The organism is Methylobacterium sp. CM6244, from assembly GCF_054817885.1.
In genome coordinates this window covers 1252784-1269630 of record NZ_CM139247.1, presented here as the reverse complement: position 1 = coordinate 1269630, position 16847 = coordinate 1252784, and the positions used below count along the sequence as shown (strand labels likewise).

17 protein-coding genes are annotated in these 16847 nt (G+C 67.2%); 10 read left to right on the top strand and 7 right to left on the bottom strand.

All coding sequences use genetic code 11. From position 1 onward, the window contains the following. Window positions 1–56: 56 nt before the first annotated feature. Complete coding sequence (locus tag ACYQML_RS05890) at window positions 57–479, bottom strand: hypothetical protein (RefSeq protein ID WP_461234990.1); 423 nt, start codon at window positions 477–479, stop codon at window positions 57–59. Between the two features lie 116 nt (window positions 480–595). Next, window positions 596–1384 carry a helix-turn-helix domain-containing protein gene (locus ACYQML_RS05885; RefSeq protein ID WP_461234989.1) on the bottom strand — a complete coding sequence of 263 codons (789 nt, stop codon included), beginning with the start codon at window positions 1382–1384 and terminating at the stop codon, window positions 596–598. Window positions 1385–1507: 123 nt separating this feature from the next. Here ACYQML_RS05885 and ACYQML_RS05880 point away from each other — a divergent pair, with 123 nt between their 5' ends. The 5 genes from ACYQML_RS05880 (at window position 1508) to ACYQML_RS05860 (ending at window position 5843) form a co-directional block, all read left to right on the top strand. Further along, window positions 1508–2704 carry an MFS transporter gene (locus ACYQML_RS05880; protein WP_461234988.1) on the top strand — a complete coding sequence of 399 codons (1197 nt, stop codon included), beginning with the start codon at window positions 1508–1510 and terminating at the stop codon, window positions 2702–2704. 106 nt (window positions 2705–2810) lie between these two features. Beyond that, on the top strand, window positions 2811–3272 hold the full coding sequence (locus ACYQML_RS05875) for a hypothetical protein (RefSeq protein ID WP_207410844.1): 462 nt from the start codon (window positions 2811–2813) through the stop codon (window positions 3270–3272). Window positions 3273–3511: 239 nt separating this feature from the next. Then, window positions 3512–4467 (top strand): IS630 family transposase gene (locus ACYQML_RS05870; protein ID WP_461222664.1). Its coding sequence is split into 2 segments (ribosomal slippage): window positions 3512–3863 and window positions 3863–4467, totalling 957 coding nucleotides; the frame shifts between segments, so codons are not numbered across the junction. A gap of 288 nt (window positions 4468–4755) precedes the next feature. Beyond that, the gene (locus ACYQML_RS05865; RefSeq protein ID WP_461234987.1) at window positions 4756–5238 is read left to right on the top strand and encodes an Hsp20 family protein; all 483 of its coding nucleotides are present in this window, start codon (window positions 4756–4758) and stop codon (window positions 5236–5238) included. 101 nt (window positions 5239–5339) lie between these two features. Further along, window positions 5340–5843, top strand: a complete 504-nt coding sequence (locus ACYQML_RS05860; protein WP_461234986.1) for a hypothetical protein — start codon at window positions 5340–5342, stop codon at window positions 5841–5843. A 427-nt stretch (window positions 5844–6270) separates the two neighbouring features. Here ACYQML_RS05860 and ACYQML_RS05855 read toward each other — a convergent pair whose 3' ends face one another. Beyond that, on the bottom strand, window positions 6271–7827 hold the full coding sequence (locus tag ACYQML_RS05855) for an ApeA N-terminal domain 1-containing protein (RefSeq protein ID WP_461234985.1): 1557 nt from the start codon (window positions 7825–7827) through the stop codon (window positions 6271–6273). Window positions 7828–8172: 345 nt separating this feature from the next. Here ACYQML_RS05855 and ACYQML_RS05850 point away from each other — a divergent pair, with 345 nt between their 5' ends. The 3 genes from ACYQML_RS05850 (at window position 8173) to ACYQML_RS05840 (ending at window position 11668) form a co-directional block, all read left to right on the top strand. Then, entirely contained in the window at window positions 8173–8922 is a 750-nt protein-coding gene (locus tag ACYQML_RS05850; RefSeq protein WP_461234984.1) for a hypothetical protein, read from the top strand. Then, on the top strand, window positions 8855–10132 hold the full coding sequence (locus ACYQML_RS05845) for a DNA-packaging protein (RefSeq protein ID WP_461234983.1): 1278 nt from the start codon (window positions 8855–8857) through the stop codon (window positions 10130–10132). The genes ACYQML_RS05850 and ACYQML_RS05845 overlap by 68 nt, the downstream gene beginning before the upstream one ends. A gap of 375 nt (window positions 10133–10507) precedes the next feature. Continuing rightward, entirely contained in the window at window positions 10508–11668 is a 1161-nt protein-coding gene (locus tag ACYQML_RS05840; RefSeq protein ID WP_461234982.1) for a phage portal protein, read from the top strand. Window positions 11669–11673: 5 nt separating this feature from the next. On the opposite strand, the gene ACYQML_RS05835 is transcribed toward ACYQML_RS05840, so the two are convergent. The 3 genes from ACYQML_RS05835 to ACYQML_RS05825 all read right to left on the bottom strand — a co-directional run bounded on the left by ACYQML_RS05835 (window position 11674) and on the right by ACYQML_RS05825 (window position 12929). Next, on the bottom strand, window positions 11674–12111 hold the full coding sequence (locus ACYQML_RS05835) for a YybH family protein (protein ID WP_207410833.1): 438 nt from the start codon (window positions 12109–12111) through the stop codon (window positions 11674–11676). 165 nt (window positions 12112–12276) lie between these two features. Beyond that, on the bottom strand, window positions 12277–12690 hold the full coding sequence (locus ACYQML_RS05830; protein WP_311276564.1) for a type II toxin-antitoxin system VapC family toxin: 414 nt from the start codon (window positions 12688–12690) through the stop codon (window positions 12277–12279). Continuing rightward, window positions 12687–12929, bottom strand: a complete 243-nt coding sequence (locus ACYQML_RS05825; RefSeq protein ID WP_311276565.1) for a type II toxin-antitoxin system VapB family antitoxin — start codon at window positions 12927–12929, stop codon at window positions 12687–12689. The genes ACYQML_RS05830 and ACYQML_RS05825 overlap by 4 nt, the downstream gene beginning before the upstream one ends. Before the next feature lie 74 nt (window positions 12930–13003). Here ACYQML_RS05825 and ACYQML_RS05820 point away from each other — a divergent pair, with 74 nt between their 5' ends. Continuing rightward, on the top strand, window positions 13004–13537 hold the full coding sequence (locus ACYQML_RS05820; protein ID WP_461234981.1) for an HK97 family phage prohead protease: 534 nt from the start codon (window positions 13004–13006) through the stop codon (window positions 13535–13537). Further along, window positions 13534–14847, top strand: a complete 1314-nt coding sequence (locus ACYQML_RS05815; protein WP_461234980.1) for a phage major capsid protein — start codon at window positions 13534–13536, stop codon at window positions 14845–14847. The genes ACYQML_RS05820 and ACYQML_RS05815 overlap by 4 nt, the downstream gene beginning before the upstream one ends. A gap of 124 nt (window positions 14848–14971) precedes the next feature. Here the strand turns inward: ACYQML_RS05815 and ACYQML_RS05810 are convergent, their stop codons facing one another. Beyond that, window positions 14972–16705, bottom strand: a complete 1734-nt coding sequence (locus tag ACYQML_RS05810; RefSeq protein ID WP_461234979.1) for a hypothetical protein — start codon at window positions 16703–16705, stop codon at window positions 14972–14974. Window positions 16706–16847: the final 142 nt, after the last annotated feature.

Genomic DNA, 16847 nt, shown 5'->3' with positions numbered 1-16847 from the left:
GATAGCCTCGTCCCGCTTACCGAACGGCAGGCGCTTCCAGCCGTCCGGCTGCGCGCTCACCGCTTCCTCACCGGCGGCACGCCCGCCTGCTTCAGGTCGGTGAGGCATCCGCGCATGACCCGCATCATCTCTGCCTCCGTTTCGGCCGAAACGCCCATGGGCCGGAGGGCGGGACTAGCATTTTCGGACCAATCGACCCGTGTGCAGGAGAGGAAGAGATGCCGAAAGTGCCGGCTGCACCCGCGCTCCGCCAGGGTGCGCAGGGCCGGCGGGTCGACGTCCCGCACGATCTCCTCGACGCTCCCGAACGCCCCGGAGCTGAGCGGCCGGTCCCGCCGCTTCCACTGGCCTGTTCGATGCTCGACGAGGCCGTTCACGCACTCGTCCGCCAGACTCGTCGGCGGCCGGACCAGGAGTTCGTCGAAGGCGCAGGCGGGCGAGGATATCGCCAGCGACAGGGCGAGCAGACGCATCAGCATCGCGATCGGCCCCGAACGGGTCCGAGACGGCGCTGGGGAGGTCGCGGATGTCGACCCATTCTGCGGGCTCCTCGGGCTCGGGGCATGACCGATCCTGCCGGGACGGACGACGCTCTTCAATCCGGCGGAGCGACGGTGGCCAAGCCCGGCCGGGTGTCCCCCTCCTGCCCGATCAACGCTTGGGTCCTGCCCCTCAGGGCCTGGAGGCTCCGATAGCCGACCGAGGCGGCGACGTGGCGTGCCGCCCGGCCATCGGCCGCGAGGGCCAGGGCCCGCACGATCCTGGCCCTCGCGCGCCACTGCCCGAAGCTGAGGCCCGTTTCCCGGCGAAACCCGCGCGTCAGGGTCCGGCGGCTCACGCCGGCCCGGTCGGCCCAGGCGTCGAGACCGAGCGCCAAGGCGGGATCGTCGATCAACCCGAGGCAGATCCGCCGGAGGCGGGCATCCTGCGGCAAGGGCAGGGTCAACCGGGTTTCGGGGGCGCGTCTCGTCTCGTCGAGCACCAGGGCGGCCAGATGCCCGCCGCGACCCGTCTCGTCATACAGAACGGGCTCGCCTGTCAGGGCGACCAGGGCGGCGGCGAGGAGGGGCGAGACTTCGATGACGCGCGCCCGTTCGGAGAAGCCGGCGATGGCCTCGACGGCCAGATAGGCCGAGCACATGGCGACCTCGCCATGCATGACCACCGCGTGGGGGAGGCGCGGTGGGATCCACAGGGCATGGCCCTCCGGCACCACCCAGGTCCCGTCCTCGGCGGTCGCCATCATCAATCCGGCGGTGGCGTAGAGCAGCTGCGCCCGCTTGTGGGAGTGCCGCTCCGTGCGGCTGCCGGCCACGAAGGTCTTGGGCATCACCGCGACGGCGCGCGGCACGTCCTGATAATCCTCGGCCCTGATGGAGCGCATGGTTTCCCCGTCGGCGCGGTTTGCCTTGGCGTCGTTTGCCTTGGCCCGATCGCGTACACCTTCGGCCCGACAGCGTTCAACGGGTCAGCTAGAGCGGGGCCTGCCTGCGGAGATCCTCTATCGATGGACGCCGAAACCCTGTCCCGCCGCACCCTGCGCTTCGTCAACGTGGCGCATGCCCTCGATCACTTCGTGCTGCTGATCTACCCGACGGCCGTGATCGCCATTGCGGCGCAGACCGGGCTTTCCTATGGGGAGCTCATCGCGCTCGCCACCGGGGCCTTCGTGGCCTTCGGCCTCTGTGCGCTGCCGATGGGCTGGCTCGCCGACTGGTTCGGACGGCGAAACCTCCTGGCGGTGTTCTTCTTCGGCTACGGCCTGTCGTGCCTCGGGGTCGCGAGCGCCGCCAGCCCGACGGCTTTCGCCCTGTGGCTCTGCGTGCTCGGGCTGGCCTCGGCGATCTATCACCCGGTCGGCTCGACCATGCTGGTCTCCCACTCGCGCCGCCTCGGGCGGGACCTCGGCGTCAACGGCGTCTGGGGCAATGTCGGCGCCGCGACGGCCTCGGGTGTCACGGCTCTGCTGGCGACGGGGTTCGGCTGGCAGGCGGCCTTCGTGGTGCCGGGGCTGGTCTGCCTCGCCTGCGGGACTGCGTTTCTGGCCATGGTCCCCGGCGACGGCGAGGGCGCGCAGGGCAAGGAAGGGGGGAAGGCGGTGCTCGCGGTGTCCCGCCCCATCCCCCTGCTCGTGGTTTTCGCCTGCGCCATCGTGGCCGGCGGGATGACCTTCAACATCACCACCATCGCCCTGCCGAAGGTGGTGGACGAGCGCGTCGGCGAGGGGTTGCCCCTCGCGCTGATCGGCTCCGTGGCCACCCTGGTCTTCATGGTGGGAGCCCTGACCCAACTCCTCACGGGGCGACTGATCGACCGTTACAGCCTGCCGGCGCTGTTCCTCGGCCTGTCCGTGCTGCAGCCGCTGGGCCTCGGAATCGCCGCCCTGAGCAGCGGCGTCCCGCTCCTCGCCGGGCTCGTCCTGACCATGGCCGCGCTCTACGGGCAGGTGGTGATCAACGACGCGATGGTGGCTCGCTACGTGCCGCCGCTCTACCGCGCGCGGGCCTACAGCGTGCGCTATTTCCTCGGTTTCACCGTGAGCGGGTTCGCGGTGCCGCTGATCGCCCTGCTGCACGAGAGGGGCGGGTTCGGGCTCGTGCTCGGGATCGCGGCGGCCTGCGGCGGCGTCATCGTGGCCTCGGCGGTCGGCTTCTTCGGCTTCACGGGGAAAGACCGGTCCCGGCCCCTCGCCCCGGCGGAATGAGGCGGGGCCAACCGCCACGCGACCGGCCTTCGCACCGCCATCGGACGGGGTCATCGCGAAAACCGGCCGGACGTCCTATTCCGGTCGTGCCAGCGGGAGCGATGCCATGCAGAAGCGCTACGAGATTTTCGCCGACTATCACCAGTTCTATCTCTGGGATCACGGCGAGATGCCCGACGCGGCGCTGGATTACACCGAAGAGGACCTCCAGCTGAGGGTCAAGACGGCGCCGTTCCTCGTGGTCATCCAGCCCGAGCGCAACATGTCCGTGCCGGTGGAGCTCGACCTCCTCGACGGGCCGCCCGACGAGGCCCTCGACCTCTGGGACCACGTGGTGGAGGCGAGCCTCGACCTGCCCTCGGGCCGGCTCGAAATCCACGAATGCACGGGCGGGTCCATCGACATCCTGTCCGTGGCCCCCGGCACCTACCGCGTCCGCGCCTGTTTCGGCGGCCTTACCACCCTCACCGACGACCGCCTGGACGGCGAGGACCATTACCGCCTCGTCCTGTGGCCGGCCCCCGCCGCCCCGCTCGCGGTGATCAAGCAATTTGCCGGCGCCCGCTGAGAGCCCGGCCCCACCGTTCGCAGATCGCGCGAGATGCACGGCTCTGACCTCCTCCCCAGCGGATCTCGGGCCTGCCCGAGATCCGTCGAGCTTGTGGGGAGGAGTTGGAGGTGGGGGTGGTCGGGCGACCCTCCTGCTGCTTCGGAGGCTAGAGCCGTGCCCTGGCGGGTTGAATCGCTTGGGGTAGGCGATCTGGCTGGCGTGTGATTCACTGGACGGGCTTATGAGGGAGGATTGCCATGCCGTCAGCCCTGTCGGTCGATCTGCGCGAGCGTGTGGTCGCCGCGATTGAAGCAGGTGCATCGCGGCGTCAGGCTGCCAAACGCTTCGGGGTCGGGGCAGCCAGCGCGATCCGTTGGCACGAGCGCTTTCGGCAGGACGGGCGGATCGCGCCCAGGCCCATGGGCGGCGACCGCAACTCGCAGCGCCTGGAAGCGCAGGCGACCCTGATCCTTCGGATCTACGAAGAGCACCCGCTCTCTTTCCTGCGGGAACTGCGCGACAGGCTCTCGGAACGGGGCGTCCGGGCAAGCACGAGCAGCCTGTCACGCTTCTTCGCCCGGCATGGGATCACCCGTAAAAAGGGGCTGTCCACGCGGCCGAGCAGGAGCGGCCGGATGTGAAGGCCGCACGCGAGGACTGGTTCGAGCGCCAACCCGATCTCGATCCGGATCGCTTGGTCTTCCTCGACGAGACGGCCGCCACGACCAAGATGGCCCGCCGCTATGGTCGTGCTCCGCGCGGCGAACGCTGCCGGATCGCCGTGCCTCACGGGCACTACAAGACCACTACCATCACCGCCGCCCTGCGCGCCACGGGACTGATCGCCAGAACCGTCTTCGATGGAGCCACGAATGGTATGCGCTTCCGGGCCTACGTCACCGACACCCTGGCTCCGGTGCTCAAGCCCGGCGATACCGTCATCCTCGACAACCTGAACGCCCACAAGGTCGCTGGGGTGCGCGAGGCCATCGAGGCGGTCGGCGCACGAGTTCTCTACCTCCCGCCCTACAGTCCCGAGTTCAATCCCATCGAGCAAGTCTTTGCCAAGGTCAAAGCCCTCCTTCGGACCGCCGCAGCGCGAACCGCCGACGACCTGACCATCGCCATTCGAGAGGCTTTCTCTGCCTTCCGGCCGAACGAGTGCCGCAACTATCTCACCGCCGCTGGATACGATGCCTATGATCCAAGCTGAGCGGGCACAACTCTAGCGGAGCCACCCCCACTCCTAGCCTCTCCCCACAAGGGGGAGAGGGACGCGCTCTGCCTGCACGAGCAGATGTGAGAACCCAGCAGCCCCGCGCTGCCCGCGAGAGGTCCGAAGCCCGGCCCTTCACACTGCGAAAAAAATCGACATCGCCCCGGAACCACATCCCACCATCGGCGTTATGCGCGTGCGAGGCCCGGATGGGCTCGCATTCTGGCGCCGGACACGGTGTCCGGCGCGCTTTGTCATCACGTTGCTCTTTAGGAGGATGTGGTCATGAGGACTTTGGATTTCGCACCGCTCTATCGCTCGACCGTCGGCTTCGACCGCATGATCTCGCTGCTCGACCAGGCGACCCGGATCGAGCCGTCGACCACCTGGCCGCCCTACAATATCGAGAAGGTGGCCGACGATGCCTATCGCATCACCATGGCGGTGGCGGGCTTCACCCCGGATGAGATCGACCTGACGCAGCACGACACCGTGCTTCAGGTGACGGGCCAGAAGGCGGGCCAGGACGGAGAGCGCGCCTATCTCCATCGCGGGATCGCGACTCGGCCCTTCCGGCAAACCTTCAACCTCGCCGACCATGTGAAGGTCACCGGAGCCAGCCTCGACAACGGGCTGTTGACCGTGGACCTCGTGCGCGAGGTGCCGGAGGCCTACAAGCCCCGCCGCATCGCCATCGGCGGCGCGGCTCAGGCGGTGGGCCAGGACAACGCGCCCGCCCAGGTCGAGGACCACGCCGAGGCCGCCTGATCGCCGACGCCGATCATGAGAGAGACCCTCGGGGGCCTTCAGGCCCGCGAGGGCCGCATCCCGTTCTCAGTCCTGCCTCACAGCCATAGGGAGGATCGATCATGTCGATGAGGGAAACGCACTTGTCCCGTTCCGGCGCCGGGCATTCCGGCCCCATGAACCCCGCCGCCACGCAGCCGGCCTCGTTCGAGGCCTGGCAGGCTGTGGTCGCCCCCGGGGACGTGTTTCGTCATCCGCGCGAGGTGCTGGCGCACCCGCTCCTCTCCCGCGAGGAGAAGCGGACGATCCTGGCCTCCTGGGTCTCGGATGCCTGCGCCCTCGAGAGCGCGCCGGGCCTGCGCTGCCTCACCGGGGCCAGGGCCGAGCCGGTCACCGTCGATGCCCTGCTCGCGGCGCTCGCCGAACTCGACGGCCCTGCCGCCCCGGAGACGACCGCCGCCGACGCGCCCCGGCCCGCGCCGCGCCGCCGGCCGCGCCTCGCGAACCTGCACCGCTATCTCCGCCCGCGCCGTCGAAACAACGACGACGACGACCCGCCGCCCTGCCCGGCGACGATCATGCCCCGCCCCCGGACGCCACTCAGCGCGGACGCGATCCCGGCTTGAGCGGGGAAGGTTGACGCGCGCCGCCACGTCGACAGACGGGACCGCCGCCAAAGGGCGGCGGTTTCGGCACGTGATCGAGCCCGCGCTCGTGAAGACTCTCTCACCATTCCCTGGCCGACCGAAGCGAATGATTTCCGAAGTTAGGCACTAGCTAGGAAGGTCGGCTCAGGGTGGTTTGCGGAAGCTGGACCCCGGCCCAGAAGCGGACGCTCCGCATCCGACCCAAAGTTGCCGCTCAAGACGCCGCTACCGGTGGCTTGAAGCAGTCGTTCGGTAAGCTGCCATACTGACCGCACAGCGCCTATGTCGATTGTTTCTGTATGTCGTACATTGCGTCCTGAACCAGACATTCTCCACGTTTCTAAGCAACACGTACCATGTTCGGCACTGTGCAATAAAATTCAGTCTTCTGCTTGCCAAGCTGGTTTCATCGACAGCAAAGTTTCAAAGATGCGGGGCCATCGCCAGGACTATTCTCGATTAAAGCGCTGAGGCGGCGAATGTTTCCCGTGTAGTTTACGATGAAGGCTCCAAAGGCATGTGTCATCGATGTTCCTCCGTCCAGCCAGCCCTTCAAATCCCATCCGATATCTAAAAGGTCGGAGGTGGCGAATACAAATTCAAGTGTATCAGTGATGAATGCGAATTCTGCGAAGTGGTCCTGATAATCAAATGATGCTTGGCTGCCATGGACGTAGTGATTTCTTGCCAGAACGGCATGATTGCATGGCAGGTGCAAGTCCGGGAGCTTGTTGCCGACCGCCGAGATGATTTTGTCTGCCCGGTAAAAAACCTTATCACGAAGACTGGCAGTGCCGACACGACCCAAGGCCGAAAGTACCGACTGCTTGGCAAAGCTGTCCGGTAGGGCCTTAAATATCTCGCGGCTGTGCTTCACTGCCTCCGCTAGGGGGACATCGGGCTTCTTCTTTTTTGGCGCGTGACTCTCCGGCAGCAGATCGAACATGTTGGCGGCGCCGACGATTCGATTGATGCCGTAGGACCCGAAAAACGCAGTTGCAAAGCGTTCCCGAGGATCGCCCATGGTCGCGGCGCTATCCATCCATCCGGCTGCCACTTTGACGAACTCATCAGGACGTCGATTGGGGGCCAAGAGAGTGTCTGCCGGATGCGTCTTTGAGTCATCTTCAACACGCTCGTTGCATAAACTCCAGTACAAACTAGCTGTTTGGTAGCAGTCGTGTTGATCGCCTTCCATACGATGCGTGAGCTCTAGCTCAATCCACTGATAGCGCTGTCGACGTCCTAAACTGAGCTCGAAAAGACCATGCAAGGTATACAGGGCTTGGATGGCGGCGCTGAGCGTCTTAGGTTCGGTAAACTCGATATTGGCGGTCACCTTGTTGTCAAAACCAATCCCAGCCGCACTCCCCATGCCATAAGAGGTGCGATTTGTTAGAGATATCCGCCCAATATTAGTATCTAACGATATAATTTCCCACGCACCACTGAAATACAGCAGATGCGGATGATAGCCGATCTCCGGTTCGAAGGGGCGTTTCGGCCATCCATGCTCTTCAGCGATCATCGCCGACTGCTTATGATCCTCCTCCAGCAACTTGCGGATGCTGTCGAGGCCTGGGTGAAGAGACCGGAAGGTTTTTTGACCGCTAAGTAGGCTGGCTAAGTTTTCAAATTGGTAGCGAACAGCCCGGATGATAGGCTCGTCGGAGCGTATAAACTCTTCCCCAACAGCAATATAGTTTGGAAAAAACTCGCTCTCAAATTGAGTGTTTTTATCAAAGCGGTGCTGCGTTTGACCATGAGACACGCAATCCAGAAGTGACGCTTTCTTGCCGTCGCTTAGCACGCCATGAATATCTGTGTATTCTGTATCTGGAAACTCCCAGGGCTCTTTTCCTATGAGCTTCCCAAGGCTGTCAGCCCCTGCGATCCGCAGGTGCCCGGCGAATCGGCTGTCATCCGTAAGGAACACACCATTATACTGATCGTGCGTTTGCATAATGGAAAAGTACGCGCGCACGCATGCGCAAGCAAGGTAGCTCAGATAGCTTGCAATGACATGGGGAAAACATCGGCGCCTTCAAAGCATGCCTGCTGCTCGAAAGCGCACAGTCGCAAATCCACCCGTTCTGGTCATAGGTCTTCGTCCACTAAGCTGCCGGGAAGCGGACCTTTCCAGGGCCTGCCATGGGTCGGGACCAGACGCAACCAAGCGTCAGGCGTCCAACCGCCCCCACCAGTCGACCGCCTAAAAATCCTAAAATAGGAATTTATGATTGACAGCGTGACGCTCCTTCTGTATCAATGAGGAACGCTCAAGAAGTGTGACGAGAGGGGCAGCGACATGGAGCTTCCCTTGGAAACACGAAAACTCGTCGAGCAGTTGATGCGGACGACGAGCATGACGAGCCGCGAGATCGCGGAGCGGACGGGGGTCCGCCCCCAGACGATCAGCACGTGGAACCGCCAGCATGGCTGGCGCGAGGGGGTGAGCGATGCGCAGCGTCGGCTCGACCCCGGAGCCTGGGCGCCCGCGCGGCGGCGCGCCGTGGAGACGCTCTACGGGATGATGGAGATCGAGCCCGCGACGCTGGCTCTGGCGCTGGGCGGCACCGTCGCCGGCGCGCCGGCCCTGTTCCGCGCCTGCGGCTTCGAGCGCAGGCCTCGCGCCCGCCCGGCGCCGCGCACGCCGAAGGCCGGGGCGGCCCCTCCGGCGGCGCGGGTGATGGACAATCTGGGCGAGGCCCTGCGCGCCCATATCGGCCGCCAGATCGCGAGGTTCGACGCGGCGCTGAGCGGCGACACGCCGCCCGCGCTCGATTCCGCGAAGGTGCTGCGCGACCTCGGCGGCCTGAAACGGCTGCTCGACGACCTCTCTAGCGAAGACCGGGAGCGGAGCGATGCGCAGCGCAACCTTGCGGACGGGGCTCACGAGACGTCCCGCCCCCCGGCCGATGACAGCGACCTGCCCGCCCTGCGCGCGGCAATCGCGGCGCGCTATGCGGCATGCCTCGGCGAGCGGCCGGATGCCGGGTTTCCTGGCGAGCCTGCCGCCGCACCTGATCCGGGCGCTGGCCTCGGACTGGCTCCATAACGCCCGAAACGACCAGCTGCCGCCCTGCCCGTCGCGGGGGGACTGGACGACCTGGGCGGTGATCGGCGGGCGCGGCTCGGGCAAGACCCGCACGGGGGCCGAATGGGTGCGGGCGCTGGCCACGGGCGACCCCGCCTTCTGCGCCCGGGCGGTGGGCCGCATCGCCCTCATCGGCGAGACCTATGCCGACGTGCGCGACGTGATGATCGAGGGGCCGTCCGGCCTGCTGGCGCTCTCCGGGGCGCGGCCGCATTGGGCGCCTTCGCGGCGGCGGCTCGAATGGGCCAACGGCGCGGTGGCGATGGCCTTCTCGGCCGAGGAGCCGGATTCCCTGCGCGGGCCGCAATTCGGCGCCGCCTGGTCCGACGAGATCGCCAAATGGCGCCGGCCTGACGCCACCTACGACATGATCCAGTTCGGCCTGCGCCTCGGTGAGCGGCCGCGCAACCTCGTCACCACCACGCCCCGGCCGATCCCGCTGATCCGCCGCATCCTCGCCGACCCGCTCACGGTGGTGAGCCGCTCGCGCACCGCCGACAACGCCGCCAACCTCGCGCCCTCCTTCCTCGACGCCGTGGTGGGGCGCTATGCCGGCACGCGGCTCGGGCGGCAGGAGCTCGACGGCGAGCTGATCGAGGACCGGCCCGACGCGCTCTGGACGCGGGAAGGGATCGAGGCCGCGCGCCGGGACGGGATGCCGGAGCTTCGGCGGATCGTCGTGGCGGTGGACCCGCCCGCCTCCTCGAAGGCCGGGGCCGATGCCTGCGGGATCGTCGCCGCCGGGCTCGGGCCGGACGGGCATGCCTATGTGGTCGCCGACGCCACGTTGGGCCGGGCGAGCCCGCAGGCCTGGGCCGGCGCTGCCCTGGCGCTCTACCACCGCCTGGAGGCGGACAGCCTCGTGGTCGAGGTCAACCAGGGCGGCGAGATGGCCATCGCGGTCATCGCCGAGGTCGACGCCTCGGTGCCGGTGATCCCGGTGCGGGCGACGCGGGGCAAGTATCTGCGGGCCGAGCCGGTCTCGGTGCTCTACGCGCAGGGCCGCGTCCACCATGTCGGCAGCCTGCCGGCGCTCGAGGACGAGCTCTGCGATTTCGGGCCGGGCGGCCTCTCCAGCGGTGCCTCCCCCGACCGCCTCGACGCCCTCGTCTGGGCGTTGACTCACCTGATGCTGGGGCAGAGGGCCGAGCCGAGGATCCGACGGATGTGAGCGCATTCCCCTCTCCCCGCCGGGCGGGGAGACGGGAATAAGCGCCGGCCTTCGGGTCCAACAGCCTGAGGGCACGTCCCTATTCAAAAGAGGCTGATCCCCCTCTCCACGCCGGGCGGGGAGAGGACGTCGTCCTCCCCTTGTCGGGAGGCGACGTGAGCCCGCTAGGGCGAGGGTGAGGGGGTCTCTCCGGATATGGCTCCTTCGGACGCGCCCCCTCACCGTCGGCTGCCGCCTCGCCGCGTGCGGGGAGAGGGGGGCAGCACAACGGCCACCGCCTTCTCAGGGTAGACCTGCGCCGCCCCTCTCCCGGTCGCTCCGCGACCACCCTCCCCCGCAAAGGGGGGAGGGTTGTTCCCCGTCGAGGACAGTCCCATGCCGAACCTTCTCACCCGCCTGGCGCGGGCCGCCTTTCCCGTGGCCGAGACCAAGGCGGCGCCCGTTTCCGGCCTCGGCATCGCCTTCTATGGCGAAGGCCGGGCGGTGTGGACCGCGCGGGATTACGGGGCGCTGGCGCGGGAGGGGTTCCAGCGCAACGCCATCGTCCACCGGGCGGTGCGGCTGGTGGCGGAGGCCGCCGCCGCCCTGCCCCTGGTGCTGACGGACCGGGCGGGGCCGCATCCGCTCCTCGCGCTGCTTGCCCGGCCGAATGCCCGCGAGGGCGGCGCGCGCCTGCTGGAGACGCTCTACGGCCACCTCATGGTCTCGGGGAACGCGTATCTCGAAGCCTTGAGCCTCGACGGCACCCCGCGCGAACTCCACGCTCTGCGTCCGGACCGGATGCGGGTGGTGCCGGGCCCCGATGGATGGCCCATCGCCTACGACCATACCGTCGGCGGGCGGGTTCTGCGGCACGACCAGACCCGCGAGGGCGTGCCGCCGATCCTACACCTCACCCTGTTCCACCCGGCCGACGACCATTACGGTCTGTCGCCGATGGAGGCGGCGGCGGTGGCGCTCGACATTCACAACGCCGCCGGGGCCTGGAACAAGGCGCTCCTCGACAATGCCGCCCGGCCCTCCGGGGCGCTGGTCTACGCCACCTCCACCGGTGCGACCTTGAGCGACGCGCAATTCACCCGCCTCAAGGGCGAGCTGGAGGCGAATTACCAGGGCGCGGCCAATGCCGGCCGGCCGCTGCTGCTGGAGGGCGGCCTCGACTGGAAGCCGCTCTCGCTCTCGCCGAAGGACATGGATTTCGTGGAGGCGAAGGCCGCCGCCGCCCGCGAGATCGCCCTGGCCTTCGGCGTGCCGCCCCTGCTGCTGGGCCTCGCGGGCGACAACACCCACGCCAATTACGCCGAGGCCAACCGCGCCTTCTACCGGCAGACGGTGATCCCGCTGGCGCGCCGCACCGCCGAGAGCCTCGCCCAATGGCTGGAGCCCGCCTTCGGCCCCGCCCGCCTGGAGCCCGATCTCGACGCCATCGAGGCCCTGGCGCCGGAGCGGGAATCACTCTGGCGCCGGGTCCAGGCGGCGGACTTCCTCACCGAGGCGGAGAAACGCGAGGCCGTGGGCTACGGGACGGCGTTATAGGTTCGTCAGTTCCAGGTGTGCAGCACCGTGCGCCAGTCCTTGCCCTCGCGCTCCAGGACGTTGACCCAGTTGCCCTCGAACGTCTTCTTCGCGCCCCCCTCGCCGGGGCCGGACATGGACCAGCGCCCGGTGACGAGGAGAACGTCCCCCTTCATCTGCGCCGAGTTGACCTTGATCGCGTGCTCCTCGAACCCCTTCGCCTTCAGCCCGGCGAAGAAGGCGCCGATCTTGTCGGCGCCGGACACCGCTGCGCCCTTCGGGATCACCATCGCATCGGTGGCGTAGAGGGCCTTGAGGCTGTCCATGTCGCCGGAATTGTAGGTCTTGTCCCAGCGGGCCGCCGCAGCCTGGGCATCGGCGGTGGGATCCGCGGCCGAGGCCGGGATCGGTCCAAGCAGGCACAGCAGAACGGATGCGATGCATAGCTTAACGCTCAAGCTCATGATGATCCCCCGTTTCCGATTCGCAGTCGATCGAAGTCGAATAATGTCACTGATCTACGATCAGGAAAGCGAAATCTTGGTGTATCTGGGCGGATATTGCCAACCCGGACCATCGTCTCGATCGGGGCGCGACGGTTCGGGTGTCACGTCGATCGGGCCGGTGGCTTAGCCGGAAGGTCCGGCCCGAACGATATCCGTGAGGGTGAAATCCTCGCCCTTGAACAGCAGGACCGCCTGATGGGCTCTCGCGCAGGCATAGGCGTGGCAATCGCCCATGTTGAGGGACGCCGGATGCCGGCCCTTGCCGAAGCGCTCATAGGCTTCGACGGCGAGTTCGAACTCACGCCCGGCAATCGGAACGAGGCGGATTTCCGCCTCCTCGCAAGTCAGGCGAACCCGTTCGCGGGCCGCCTCGACCGTGAAGGCGTAGCTGCGCACGAGGCCGGCGATGGTTTCCCAGAGCGAGAGCGCCGAACACAGCCTGTCCGGATCGGTCTCCAGGATATCCGCGAACGCGTCGGCCTCCGCCTCGCCGGCGATGATCGCGATCAGCGCGGAGGCATCGACGAAGAGCGTCACTCTCCGCTCAGGTCGTCGAAGAAGGCCTTGTCGGCGGCCTGCCCCGTGGGCTTCGGCAGCGGATGACGGGCCCTCAAGGCGGCGAGGCGTTCGCGCAGCGGCACCGGAGGGGTCAGGCGGTTCAGTTCGGCCGTGACGGCCCGGCGCACGGCCTCGGATTTGGTGACGCCGGACGCTTTCGCGAGCTTCACCACGAGGCCCGCCGTCTCGTCGTCCTTGATGTAGAGCGGCACACGCACCTCCGGGATATCCTCGGCATGATGAGGATATCCTACCGCCTCACCCCAGTCACCCCACCCTTCGGGAGCCCTCCATGGACGGCCATTTCACCGGCTATGCCAGCCTGTTCGGCGTGCCCGATCTCGGCAACGACGTCGTGTCCGCCGGCGCCTTCGCGGCGAGCCTCGGCGAGCGCGGGGCCGCGGGTGTGCGGATGCTGTTCCAGCACGATCCGGCCGAGCCGATCGGGCGGTGGCTCTCCCTGCGCGAGGATGCGCGCGGCCTGCGGGTGGAGGGGCTGATCAACCTCGCCGTCCAGCGCGGGCGCGAGGTCGACGCGCTGATGCGCGAGGGCGGCCTCGACGGTCTGTCCATCGGCTTTCGCACCCTGCGGTCGAGCCCGCAGCGCGGCGGCCTGCGCCGCCTGCTCGCCATCGACCTCTGGGAGATTTCCCTCGTCACCTTCCCGCTCCTGCCCGGCGCCTGCGCCGCCGCGCCGGATGGGACGGTGACGCCCCTCGCCCGTGAGCTGCGCGCCTTCGCGCACCGGCTCGCGCCGCGTGGCGTGCCGTCCCCCCGGACGGCCTCCGCCCCTTCCCCCTTCACCCAGCAGACGAGGTTCGCATGAGTGTTCACGTTTCGCCGAGCGCCCCGGAGACCAAGGCCGATCCGCACGGCTTTCTGGAAAACCACGCCCTTCTGGAAAACAAAGCGGCGCGCCCCGCCTCCGACGCCGAAATCGGCGCCGCCATGGGCGAACTCTCCCGCGCCTTCGAGGCCTTCAAGGAGACCAATGACGGGCGGCTCGCCGAACTCGAGGGGCGCCGCTCGGGCGATGTCCTCACCGAGGAGAAGCTCGCCCGCATCGACGCGGCCCTCGACTCGACGCGCACCCGCCTCGACCGCCTGACCCTGGACGGCCGCCGTCCGCCCCTGGGTGGTGATGGGCCGACCCGTCCGGACCCGGCTTCCGTGGAGCACAAGGCCGCCTTCGACCTCTATGTCCGGGCGGGCGAGAGCGGCGGGCTGAAGCGCCTGGAGGAGAAGGCGCTCTCGGCCGGCTCCGGCCCCGATGGCGGCTATCTCGTGCCGCAGGCCATCGAGCGGGACGTGCTGAAGCGGCTCGCCAACCTCTCGCCGATCCGGGCGCTCGCCACGGTGCGCACCATTTCGGGCGGGCTCTACAAGCGCGCCGTCTCCACCACCGATGCGGTCTCGGGCTGGGTCGCCGAGACCGCGGCGCGGCCGCAGACCGACGCTCCGTCCCTCTCTGAACTGAGCTTCCCGGCCATGGAGCTCTACGCCATGCCCGCGGCGACCCAGACGCTCCTCGACGATGCCATCGTCGATATCGACGCCTGGCTCGCCGACGAGGTGGAGACCGCCTTCGCCGAACAGGAGAGCGTCGCCTTCGTCACCGGAAACGGGGTCAGCCGCCCGCGCGGCTTCCTCAGCGTGGACAATGTCGAGAATTCCGCCTGGGTACCGGGCAAGCTCGGCTTCGTCGCCACGGGCGCGGCGGGGGCCTTCCCCAGCGCCAACCCGTCCGACCTGCTGTTCGACCTTGTCTATGCCCTGCGGGCCGGCTACCGCCAGAACGCCAGCTTCGTGATGAACCGCAAGGTCCAGAGCACGATCCGCAAGATGAAGGATGCCGACGGCAACTACCTGTGGCAGCCGCCGGTCTCGGCCGACAGGATCGCGACCCTCCTCGGCTTCCCCGTGGCCGAGGCCGAAGCGATGCCGGATGTGGCGGCCAACAGCCTGTCCATCGCCTTCGGCGACTTCAAGCGCGGCTTTCTCGTGGTGGACCGCGCCGGCCTGCGCGTCCTGCGCGACCCCTACTCGGCCAAGCCCTACGTGCTGTTCTACACGACCAAGCGCGTCGGCGGCGGCGTGCAGGATTTCGACGCGATCAAGCTGCTGAAATTCGCGTGAGGCGGCAGAGGCTGGTCGCGCCGTCTACCGGGCGCGACCAGCCTCTGCCTCATGGTCGTGCGGTGACGACTGAGCCATAAGGCCGTCCGACGCGCGTGGCTGCCAAGGGGAATGAGCGCGATTCTCACGTTACCCCGGTGACGAGGGCGATCATCGCCTCGTCACCGGATTCGACCGGGCGGAGCTTGACGGGCTGCTGACCGTGGAATCGCCATGCCCGCCCGTCGCGGTTCTGCCGTCCATCGAACGTGGCTTCCGTGGTGCGATATCCGGACAGTGTCAGGACGACGCCATGATGTCCTTCCGGGCAGGGGATTGCTACGGTTCGCCCCGTATCTTCCTTCCACAACGCCACGGACCGGGACCCGTCCTTGCGTCCGGTACGGTTCGCACGCTCGATCAAGGCAAGAGACGTAAAGGTGAGGACGGACGACCCAGGGTCGTCGGCCAGCACGGTAGCGTAGCGTGCGGGCCATCTCTCCGGTACCTGCGGCCCATCCATGAGCAGCGCGAAGACGAGGCTCGGGCCGATGGAACGCAGGACGGTGTGGCAGGGATCGACCCTGGCCATGTCCTCGCAGATCATCGTCGTAAACGTCGATGCTTCGCGAAATACGTTCACGTGGATTTCGCGCTTGGGGACCATGGTCTTCTCCCACCACGTCACGCGAGGATCGAGGGCGGAGGCCAGGGCATAGGTCGAGATCTGCGATTCATCGAGGCGCCAGCGATGGTGCTTCGAACGACTGGTCGTGATCGTGCGCGCCAACCAATCGGGATTGTCTGCCTTGAACACGCTCGAGAGCGCGACATTCGCGACCTCACCCTTGCAGTTCATGCTCGATCCCGCGACCAGAAACTCGATGAATGGAAAGCGGGTGGCGATAGCCTCGACGATCCTTTCGTAGATCGGCCAGTCGAGCGCGAGTTCGGGAAAGACCACGCCGTGGAGACGGCCGACATCGTCCATCGAACGCTGGATGAGCTTGACCGTGAAGTCGATCAGAAGGTCGCGCCGGGTCTTTCCTTCCAGCTGCGTGGGCTCATTCAGCCATCGCTGCTGAAGCTCGAACCACCCCCAGGGCATCGTGTTCGTCACAGCCGACCTGTCGGCCTCTTCGGGGGTCAAGCGAACATGCCCCTGGAACCACTGGGCCGAGACCTGGAACGGGTACGGGATGAGCAACAGGTTGAGCGCGTCGTTGTCGTCGGATCCGAGCGGCCCGGGCGGCCGTTGCCAGCATGCACGGACGATCCCGCGAGGGGGAAGCGTCGCGAGGTTGTGACTGAAGGTCCGGAGCGTGCAGCCCATCGGAGGTGTGCGCGATTTGGGTTGAACGCAGACCACGTCTGGATCGGCCTGCATGCAGACGGTCGAGTGCTGGGGAAAGTACGTGATGTGGGCTTGCGCCTTCTCCAGCAGGCTCCGGTAGATCTGCTCCTGCGAGCTGTACCAGGCATCGTAGACCCAGCTTGTCGCCGCGCTCCCGGAAGGGACGACCTTGCGGGTCGTTCCGTATCCGAGATCGGCACAGGCTTCGTCTGCGATGACGAGGAGACCGATGGCCGGAAGCCACCACTCGGCAGGGGGCGCATGAGGGCGATGCTCGACGAACACCGGGTGGCCGGCACATTTACCGACCTCGCTCCATAAGCGCGTCACCAGTTCCGGAACGGCGGCATGGTCCATCCACGTCTGCCCGGACTTCACCCATTCGGCATGCTCGTCGAGGTCCATCAGCAGGGCCGACGCACTCCAATTCGCAGGTTCGTCTCGGGGCACGAGATAGTGGTAGGCGCCCGCCGTCTCCAGAAGATAGGCGGCAACGGCAAACAGATCCGCCGGGTAGTCCGGCACGGCAGGCCATCCCTCATGTCCTTTGTCCGAAAAGAAGGAGCGCGTTCCGTTGGGGAAAATGCGCGCGACAATTGTGCCGACACTGAGCGAGGCTGACATCGTGGCGCACTTGCAATTCGAAGGGAGACGCGTGAATGCTACC

Excerpts from the sequence above, each read along its gene's own strand:
- ACYQML_RS05890 (WP_461234990.1), bottom strand. The coding sequence starts at position 479 with ATGCTGATGCGTCTGCTCGCCCTGTCGCTGGCGATATCCTCGCCCGCC.
- ACYQML_RS05885 (WP_461234989.1), bottom strand. The coding sequence starts at position 1,384 with ATGCGCTCCATCAGGGCCGAGGATTATCAGGACGTGCCGCGCGCCGTC.
- ACYQML_RS05880 (WP_461234988.1), top strand. The coding sequence starts at position 1,508 with ATGGACGCCGAAACCCTGTCCCGCCGCACCCTGCGCTTCGTCAACGTG.
- ACYQML_RS05875 (WP_207410844.1), top strand. The coding sequence starts at position 2,811 with ATGCAGAAGCGCTACGAGATTTTCGCCGACTATCACCAGTTCTATCTC.
- ACYQML_RS05865 (WP_461234987.1), top strand. The coding sequence starts at position 4,756 with ATGAGGACTTTGGATTTCGCACCGCTCTATCGCTCGACCGTCGGCTTC.
- ACYQML_RS05860 (WP_461234986.1), top strand. The coding sequence starts at position 5,340 with ATGTCGATGAGGGAAACGCACTTGTCCCGTTCCGGCGCCGGGCATTCC.
- ACYQML_RS05855 (WP_461234985.1), bottom strand. The coding sequence starts at position 7,827 with ATGCAAACGCACGATCAGTATAATGGTGTGTTCCTTACGGATGACAGC.
- ACYQML_RS05850 (WP_461234984.1), top strand. The coding sequence starts at position 8,173 with ATGGAGCTTCCCTTGGAAACACGAAAACTCGTCGAGCAGTTGATGCGG.
- ACYQML_RS05845 (WP_461234983.1), top strand. The coding sequence starts at position 8,855 with ATGCCGGGTTTCCTGGCGAGCCTGCCGCCGCACCTGATCCGGGCGCTG.
- ACYQML_RS05840 (WP_461234982.1), top strand. The coding sequence starts at position 10,508 with ATGCCGAACCTTCTCACCCGCCTGGCGCGGGCCGCCTTTCCCGTGGCC.
- ACYQML_RS05835 (WP_207410833.1), bottom strand. The coding sequence starts at position 12,111 with ATGAGCTTGAGCGTTAAGCTATGCATCGCATCCGTTCTGCTGTGCCTG.
- ACYQML_RS05820 (WP_461234981.1), top strand. The coding sequence starts at position 13,004 with ATGGACGGCCATTTCACCGGCTATGCCAGCCTGTTCGGCGTGCCCGAT.
- ACYQML_RS05815 (WP_461234980.1), top strand. The coding sequence starts at position 13,534 with ATGAGTGTTCACGTTTCGCCGAGCGCCCCGGAGACCAAGGCCGATCCG.